Genomic DNA, 6,901 nt, shown 5'->3' with positions numbered 1-6,901 from the left:
AAGGACGTGTCGCTGCCCGAGACGATGAAACGGTCCATGGCCCGCCAGGCCGAGGCCGACCGCGAACGCAGGGCCCGGATCATCAACGCGGACGCGGAACTCCAGGCGTCCAAGAAACTCGCGGAAGCCGCCGGCGTGATGTCGGAACAGCCGGCCGCGCTCCAACTACGGCTGCTCCAGACGGTCGTGGCCGTCGCGGCCGAGAAGAACTCCACCCTCGTCCTGCCCTTCCCGGTCGAACTGCTGCGCTTCCTGGAACGGGCCCAGTCGGGACAGCCGCCGGTGGTGACGGAGTCGCAGCGGGAGCGGCGGCCGAAAGCGCCGTCCGCGGAGGAGCGGCAGCCGGCGGTCGAGCCCGTCGAGCCTCCCGCCCCGCCGGGGCGGATCAACGGGGTGCCGGAGGCCCTCGGCCTTCCGGAGGCGTTCGCGGACACGGACGGACTCGGCATCCCGGACACGTTCGGCATCCTGGGTGAGCCCAGGGTGCCCGTGGAGCCGGAGGGACCCGAGGATTCGGGGAATCCCGACGGGTTCGGGACCGTCGACGCCTACGGGAACGACGCGGACCGGTCCACGACCGCGGCGGAACGCGCGGAGCCGGAGTCACCCGCGGGATAGCCCCGCGCGGACGACGGGGAACTCGGCCTCGGGGTCGCGCCCCCGGCCCGGCCCGGCCCCAGGATCTCGCTCCCGACCCGACCTCAGGGCCGCGCTCCCGACCCGACCGCCGCGAGTCCGCCCTCTCCACCGTTCAGGTCGACTTCCCCCCAGCCGGACCGGCTGAGCCGGCCAGGGACATCAATACGCCTCCTCGTAAGGTGGAGGCATGAGCGACGACCACTGCGCGACCGGCGAAGACGGGCCGGGCACGGAGTCCCGCGACGCCCTCGACGCGGCGGCGGAGCAGGCCGGGCCGCCGTACGCGGAGTGCGTGCTGTGCCGTGAACCGACCGAGTACCCGGAGTCGCACAGGGGGATCACGCTGTGCCCCGTCTGCGCCTGGCAGGAGGCACAGCGCACCGCGTGTTCGGGCTGACCGGCGCGGGCACCGGCCGGACGGGCGGCTCCGGAACCGGACCGTCCGTCCGGAACGGATCTTCCGCCTGGCAGACTGGGGGCGTGAGCAGCGACGACCTGACCCCCGCCGACGACAGCCCGTTCCGTGACGAGCCCACCGTGCGTGACGAGGCACGGCAGTTCGTGCTGCCGCTGGTCGTGCACATCGAGAAGGCCGCTCCCCCGGCGCGCACCGACGCGCTGGAGACCTCGGCCCGGGCCGTGCTGACCATCCTGAGCGACGAGCGGTCGCTCGGGGACGGCATCTGGGCGCGGGCGATGCGGGACTGGCAGGACGCCCGGATCCGCAAGGTCGTGCGGCGGGCGCGCGGAGCCGAGTGGCGGCGGGCCGAGGCCCTGCCCGGCATCACCGTGACCGGGCGGTCCGCGGAGGTACGGGTTTTCCCGCCGGTACCGCTGGACGGCTGGCCCAAGGACCTGGCACGGCTCCAGGTGTCCGGTACGGATCTCGAGGATCCGGAGCCCCCGGCACCGGCCGATCCCGCGGCGCCCGTGCTGTGGCTGAACCCGGAACTCGACATGTCGGCCGGCAAGACGATGGCGCAGACGGGCCATGGCGCCCAGCTGGCCTGGTGGGAGCTGTCGGAGAAGGAACGGATCGCCTGGCGCGAGGCGGGCTTCGCCCTCTCGGTGCGCACGGCCGATCCGGCCCGCTGGAGTGAACTCAGCGCTTCCGAGCTGCCGTTGGTCCGCGACGCGGGGTTCACGGAGATCGCTCCCGGACTGACGGTCGCCGTCGAGGGACACGACCGCGTCGGCGCCCCGGCGAAAAGCGTTCCGGATGCGGCGGTCTGACGGCGGCCCCTACTTCGCCAGCGTGGTGGCGAGTTCCGCCGTGACGCGGACCAGTTCGGTGTCCGGCTCGGCGAGCAGGTGCTGGAGGGTGCCTCTGTGGGCGCGCACGGCCTGGCGGGCTTCGCGCTCCCATCCCACCCAGTTCTCCCGGCGGTTGAGGAGCTTGGGGTAGGCGGCGGCCGTGCGTTCCCACTGCCGTGCGTCCGCGATGTCCCTCAGGAGCTGGATTATCTGGACGCGGCAGGTGACCTGGGGGAGTTCGGCGAGTTCCCAGAGGAAGGGGACGGTGGCGGCCGTCGCCTGCTCCACGACGAATCCGTACTGGCAGATTCGTTCCCTCAGGTCCTGGAGTGCCGCCCTGGCCGTCGCCGCGTCACCCCAGGCGACGGTGTTGAGGAGGAAGGGGATGGCTTCCGCCGACCCCTTGGAGTCCTTGATCTCGTCCCACGGCACGCGTGCCAGATTCCCGAGTGGTGTTGCCATTTCCGCTCCCTCCGAAGGCGTCGGACAGTGACACGCGGGCGGGCCGAGGGCCCGTCCCGGACGATCACGCTCCCCGGGGAGAGCGGCTGAGTCGACGTCAGTACGCGCCCCTGGTAACGAGGTTGACGCCACGGCTATTATCCACGCTGTCAGCGTCTTCGTGCAATTGCACGAGAAATTGCATGGAGCCGGAGAGAGTTTTGGGCCACGTGAGGTCCGGCCGGAGCCCGCGACCGGGCGGCCGGGCGAACACACACCTGGTGGAACGTCAGCAAGGAGAGTGCGTTGGTGCCATCAGTGCCGAACGGAGTGCGGGCGAGCTCGCTGGGCGCCTCCTGGATCAAGAGCAGGCACAGCAATGCCGAAGGCAACTGCGTCGAGGTGGCCGACCTCGGTGACGGAGGTATCGCGGTACGCAACTCCCGCGACCCCGACGGTCCGGCCCTCGTCTACACCCCCGCGGAAGTGGCGGCGTTCCTGGCCGGCGCGAAGGACGGGGAGTTCGACCACCTGCTCTGATCCTGGCGTCCGATGCTCCGAACTCCGCTGAAACGGAACGATGGTTGTCCACTTCTGTCTCCCCCTGCGGCAGAGTCCGGGGCAGTGCGATAATTTTGGCTGTCTTCTGCCGGTCGACTGGGAGTCAGGATGTCCGTCGAGTCACCCCGCGTCTCCCGCCTCGAACCGTATCTGAGCCGGGAGGAGCCCGCTCCTACTCTGCTGAAGATGCTGGTCGGCGTTCAGCTGGCCGGCGCCCGCGAGGACGCGGGGCTGTCCCAGGAACAGGCGGCGCGTTCCCTGGGGTTCAGCGCGGCGAAGCTGTCGCGCATAGAGGCGGGCAAGGGCCGTCGGCCGCCGACGGAGGGCGACGTCCGCGCGCTGCTCGACCTGTACGGGACCGAGGACTACCAGGTGTCGGTCCTGCTCAGACTGCTCAAGCGCGCGGGCGAGCCGGGGTGGTGGCAGCGCTACGACAAGCGGCTGATGCCCGAGTGGTTCGACCGTCTGGTCGGACTCCAGGAGGCGGCCACCACCATCCGCACCTTCGAGATCCAGTACGTTCCGGGCCTGCTGCAGACCCCCGACTACACACGGGCCGTGGTGGAACGCGGGCTGCCGACGGCGCCCGCCGCCGAGGTGCAGCGCCGGGTGGAGTTGCGCATGCGCCGGCGGGAACTGCTGGACCGGGTGGACGCCCCTCAGCTGTGGGCCGTCGTCGACGAGTCCGTACTGCTGCGCGTTCTGGGCAGCCGCGCGGTGATGCGCGCTCAGCTGGAGCACCTCATCGAGATGGCCCAGCGCCCCCATGTGGTCGTGCAGATCGTGCCGTTGGACGTCACCAACGCCTCGGCTCCGGCGATCCCCGTCACCTATCTGCGCTTCGGCGGCGTCGAACTGCCCGACATCGTCTACCTGGAGCACATCAGAAGCGCCAACTTCCTGGAGGACCGGGACGAGACGGAGGAGTACCGGGTGGTACTGGACCGGCTCGCCGACGAGGCCCTCAGCCCGCGCGCGTCCCTGGCGCTGCTGCGCAGCACGGTGGAACAGCGGTACAGCGCCTCGCACTGACGAGCCGTCACCATCGGCCCCGGGCCGTTGCCGACAGGTCCGCCGGGCAGGTCCCGCCGCGCACACGCGAGCGGGTCCCGCCGCAGGTGCCGGGAGGCGGAAGTGGACCGGAACTAGCGGATCCGGCCGACCCCGCCGAACTCGATCCACTCCTGCGTGAGCTGGCGCGGCACGACGTCGGTGTCCGGGCGCCAGGTGGACACCTCGACCAGTCCGGGTTCGAGGATGTCCATGCCGTCGAAGAACTCCTCCACGTCCTTCTCCTGGCGGACCCGGCCCCAGTGCCCCTGCGTCGCGGTGTCCATGAAGCCGGTGACGAAGTCACGGACCTCGGCATCATCGCTGACCAGTTGGCACATCACCATGAAGCTGCCGGGCGCCAGCCGTTCGGCGACGCGGCGGATCACGGGGAGGGGCCCGTCGGTCTCGCTGTCCGGGATGCAGTGGAACACCGAGTTGAACAGCACGGCCACCGGCTGCGAGAGATCGATCAGCCGCCGGGTGTCGGGGTGGGAGAAGATCTCCTCCGTCTGCCGCAGGTCGGCGTGTATGACGGCGGTCCGCTCGTTCTGGTCCAGCAGGGCCCGGCCGTGCACCAGCACCATCGGATCGCTGTCGACGTAGACCACCCGGGAGGTCTCGTCGACCGTCTGGGCGACCTGGTGCACGTTGTTCTGGGTGGGCAGGCCGGATCCGTGATCGAGGAACTGCCTGATCCCGTAGCCGTCCGCCAGCGTCCGGACCACCCGCTGGAGGAAGCGCCGGTTGTTCAGAGCGAGCGCGCGCGTGCTGGGCACGACCTTATCCAGCTCTTCGCAGGCCGCCCGGTCGGCGGCGTAGTTGTCCTTGCCGCCGAGGTAGTGGTCGTACATGCGCGCGGCCGTGGGCACCGTGGCATCGATCGACGTGGTCAGCTGCTCGCCAGGCTGCATCGTTCCCCCAGATCAGTGTCGGCCGGCCTGACCGGCCCGACCGGCAATACATCTTAGGGAAACGGAAGTTGGCGATACCAGTCCCCGAACGAAGGACGCGGGAGGGCTTTCAGGCCGATTGCCGCCCCCTCGTTCACCGTTGTGGCGCGAAATGACCGATCGGCGGGGACCGCCGCCGGCCGTGCCCCGTGCCGGGCGGCCGTCCGCCGCGCATCGGCGTGACGCCGGGCGCGAACCCGCGAAACCTCAAATGTTGCTCTGAACGTCCGCCCCGGGGGGTTCGGTCCCGGTCCCCGGGGCCATGACCTGGTCACGCCGGTGCACCGGCCGTCGTGGGGAGCGACGTACGGTCGGGGCGCGGCCGAGGCCGTGACGGAGGAGGGGACATGAGGGAGCCGGGGCGGCTGGGTACGGGCATCGGGTGGAGGCCGGAGATCGCCGAGGCCGTGGAGAACATGGCCGGCATCGACTGGGTCGAGGCCGTGGCGGAGAACGTGTGCCCCGGTCATCTCCCCGAGTCGCTGCTGCGGCTGCGCGAGCGGGGGGTCACGGTGGTGCCGCACGGCGTCTCCCTGGGCCTCGGCGGCGCCGACCGGCCCGACGAGGCACGGCTCACCGCGCTCGCGGAACGCGCCGAGGCGCTGGGCTCGCCCCTCGTCACGGAACACATCGCGTTCGTCCGAGCGGGCGGCCCGCTCACCGCGTCGCCGCTGCTGGAGGCCGGGCACCTGCTGCCCGTTCCCCGCACCCGGGACGCGCTGCACGTCCTGTGCGAGAACGTCCGCGCCGCTCAGGCCGCGCTGCCCGTCCCGCTCGCCGTGGAGAACATCGCCGCGCTGATCTCCTGGCCCGGCGAGGAGATGACCGAGGGCCAGTTCCTGTACGACCTGGTCGACCGCACCGGTGTCCGGCTGCTCATCGACGTGGCCAACCTCCACACCAACCACGTCAACCGTGGCGAGGACCCCGCCAAGGCGCTCGACGAACTGCCCGTCGAGGCGATCGCCTACGTCCACGTCGCCGGGGGCTTCGAGCGTGACGGCGTGTGGCACGACAGCCACGCCCATCCGGTCGCACGGCCCGTGCTCGACATCCTCGCCGATCTCGCGTCCCGGGTGACCCCGCCGGGGGTCCTCCTCGAACGCGACGAGAACTTCCCCGGACCGGCCGAACTGGAGCGGGAGCTGACCGCGATCCGGGGGACGCTGGAGACGGCGAAGGCCGCGGCCCGGGGCACGCGGGAGACGGCGAAGGCCGCGGCCCGGACGGCGGAGCGGGGTACGGCGGTCCTGGTGGGCGGCCGGGCCGCCTCCCCGGCCGCCGGGGAGGCGGGGGCGGAAACGGAGCCGGCACGGAGTCCGGACACCTCGCCGACCACTCCCGCGATCACCACGCCGGCGCCCCTGGCCCCGGGTGACACCGAGGCCGCACCGGACAAGCAGGCCGGACCGGACGAGCAGGCCGGACCGGACAAGCAGGCCGGACCGGGTTCACGCGCCGGCGCCGGCGCCGGCGCTGACGACGCCCGTCGCCAGCGGGTGGCGCTGACGCAGGCCGCCCTGCTGTCCGCGCTCGTCGCCGGGACCCCCGCCCCCGAGGGCTTCGACCGCGTCCGCCTCGGGGTGCAGGCGCGCGCCCTCGCCGCCAAGCGGGCGGACGTCGTGGCGAAGGTGGCCCCGGAGCTGCCGGAGATCCTGGCCGACGCCTACCGGCCGGCGTTCCTCGCGTACGCGCAGCGGCGTCCGATGACCGGCGGCTACCGCCGGGACGCCCTGGGCTTCGCCGAACACCTGCTGCTCACGGGGCTCCCGGAGGGCGCGGACACGCGGCGGCTGCGCGACTGGTGGCTGGAACGATCGGGTCCGGCCCCGCTGTCCGGGCGGCCCGCGGCCCGGCTGGCCCGGGCCACCCGCCGGGTGCTGCTCCGGCGCTGAGCGGGCGTGCCGGGCGGGTTCCCGGCGGCGCGCGGCCGCGCGCCGCCGGCCACGGCGCGCCGCCCGGACCGGGCACCCCAACACACCTCAGCCGCGGAGTGTGCCCGG

Annotated in this window: 7 protein-coding genes and 1 pseudogene; 6 read left to right on the top strand and 2 right to left on the bottom strand. The window is 72.3% G+C overall.

Annotated features, from left to right (window positions below; translation table 11 throughout):
• The 3 genes and pseudogenes from ACFYW9_RS16355 to ACFYW9_RS16345 all read left to right on the top strand — a co-directional run.
• Window positions 1–618, top strand: a pseudogene (locus ACFYW9_RS16355) (hypothetical protein); the annotation flags it as partial.
• Between the two features lie 208 nt (window positions 619–826).
• Window positions 827–1,036, top strand: coding sequence for a hypothetical protein (locus ACFYW9_RS16350; protein WP_389150094.1), 210 nt, complete (start codon window positions 827–829; stop codon window positions 1,034–1,036).
• 83 nt (window positions 1,037–1,119) lie between these two features.
• Window positions 1,120–1,872, top strand: coding sequence for a peptidyl-tRNA hydrolase (locus ACFYW9_RS16345; RefSeq protein ID WP_389150090.1), 753 nt, complete (start codon window positions 1,120–1,122; stop codon window positions 1,870–1,872).
• Between the two features lie 9 nt (window positions 1,873–1,881).
• Here the strand turns inward: ACFYW9_RS16345 and ACFYW9_RS16340 are convergent, their stop codons facing one another.
• Window positions 1,882–2,355, bottom strand: a complete 474-nt coding sequence (locus ACFYW9_RS16340) for a hypothetical protein (protein WP_351861430.1) — start codon at window positions 2,353–2,355, stop codon at window positions 1,882–1,884.
• A gap of 288 nt (window positions 2,356–2,643) precedes the next feature.
• On the opposite strand from ACFYW9_RS16340, the gene ACFYW9_RS16335 reads away from it, so the two are divergent.
• The gene (locus tag ACFYW9_RS16335; protein ID WP_326784952.1) at window positions 2,644–2,874 is read left to right on the top strand and encodes a DUF397 domain-containing protein; all 231 of its coding nucleotides are present in this window, start codon (window positions 2,644–2,646) and stop codon (window positions 2,872–2,874) included.
• Between the two features lie 129 nt (window positions 2,875–3,003).
• The gene (locus ACFYW9_RS16330) at window positions 3,004–3,927 is read left to right on the top strand and encodes a helix-turn-helix domain-containing protein (RefSeq protein WP_389150085.1); all 924 of its coding nucleotides are present in this window, start codon (window positions 3,004–3,006) and stop codon (window positions 3,925–3,927) included.
• Between the two features lie 113 nt (window positions 3,928–4,040).
• Here the strand turns inward: ACFYW9_RS16330 and ACFYW9_RS16325 are convergent, their stop codons facing one another.
• The gene (locus ACFYW9_RS16325; protein WP_389150082.1) at window positions 4,041–4,859 is read right to left on the bottom strand and encodes an SAM-dependent methyltransferase; all 819 of its coding nucleotides are present in this window, start codon (window positions 4,857–4,859) and stop codon (window positions 4,041–4,043) included.
• A 386-nt stretch (window positions 4,860–5,245) separates the two neighbouring features.
• Here ACFYW9_RS16325 and ACFYW9_RS16320 point away from each other — a divergent pair, with 386 nt between their 5' ends.
• Window positions 5,246–6,793 carry a DUF692 family multinuclear iron-containing protein gene (locus ACFYW9_RS16320; protein WP_389150079.1) on the top strand — a complete coding sequence of 516 codons (1,548 nt, stop codon included), beginning with the start codon at window positions 5,246–5,248 and terminating at the stop codon, window positions 6,791–6,793.
• The last annotated feature ends 108 nt before the right edge of the window (window positions 6,794–6,901 follow it).

This window comes from Streptomyces sp. NPDC002698 (genome assembly GCF_042888945.1).
Classification (GTDB): Bacteria; Actinomycetota; Actinomycetes; order Streptomycetales; family Streptomycetaceae; genus Streptomyces.
This window is presented reverse-complemented; position numbering and strand designations above follow the sequence as displayed.

What these genes read in the sequence shown, in the direction of transcription:
- ACFYW9_RS16320 (WP_389150079.1), top strand. Translation starts at nt 5,246, where the DNA reads ATGAGGGAGCCGGGGCGGCTGGGTACGGGCATCGGGTGGAGGCCGGAG.
- ACFYW9_RS16350 (WP_389150094.1), top strand. Translation starts at nt 827, where the DNA reads ATGAGCGACGACCACTGCGCGACCGGCGAAGACGGGCCGGGCACGGAG.
- ACFYW9_RS16330 (WP_389150085.1), top strand. Translation starts at nt 3,004, where the DNA reads ATGTCCGTCGAGTCACCCCGCGTCTCCCGCCTCGAACCGTATCTGAGC.
- ACFYW9_RS16340 (WP_351861430.1), bottom strand. Translation starts at nt 2,355, where the DNA reads ATGGCAACACCACTCGGGAATCTGGCACGCGTGCCGTGGGACGAGATC.
- ACFYW9_RS16325 (WP_389150082.1), bottom strand. Translation starts at nt 4,859, where the DNA reads ATGCAGCCTGGCGAGCAGCTGACCACGTCGATCGATGCCACGGTGCCC.